Raw genomic sequence first — 498 nt, 5'->3', positions numbered from 1 at the left:
TCGAGGCCTGCGACGCCGCCGACCGCGCCGACCTCGCCCGCGTGCTCGCGGCCGTCGATCCGGCGCACCCGCTCACCGCGGTGGTGCACACCGCGGGCGTCCTCGACGACGGCGTGCTCGGTTCGCTCACCCCGAAGCGCCTGCACACCGTGCTCGCGCCGAAGGTCGACGCGGCGTGGCACCTGCACGAGCTGACGGCCGGGCTCGACCTGACCGCGTTCGTGGTGTTCTCGTCGTTCTCCGGCATCGCGGGCTCGGCCGGGCAGGCGAACTACGCCGCCGCCAACGCCTTCCTCGACGCCCTCGCAGAGCACCGCCGCGGCCTCGGCCTCCCCGGCCTGTCGCTGGCCTGGGGCAGCTGGGCCCAGCAGGACGGCATGATGGCCACCCTGACCGCCGCCGAGCTGCGCCGGATGTCCCGCGGCGGGGCGATCCCGCTGTCCCCGGAACAGGGCCTGGCGCTGTTCGACGCCGCGCCCCGGCTCGGGCACGCCGTGC

Annotated in this window: 1 protein-coding gene; it reads left to right on the top strand. The window is 76.3% G+C overall.

Features of this window, described 5'->3' with window-relative positions; genetic code table 11:
• On the top strand, positions 1-498 hold a 498-nt coding region (locus G3I65_RS27805; protein WP_160698730.1), incomplete at both ends, for a KR domain-containing protein.

Source organism: Amycolatopsis sp. SID8362, assembly GCF_010550475.1.
Lineage (GTDB): Bacteria > Actinomycetota > Actinomycetes > Mycobacteriales > Pseudonocardiaceae > Amycolatopsis > Amycolatopsis eburnea.
The sequence above is the reverse complement of the archived record's forward strand: the minus strand, read 5'-3'. Positions and strand labels throughout refer to the sequence as shown.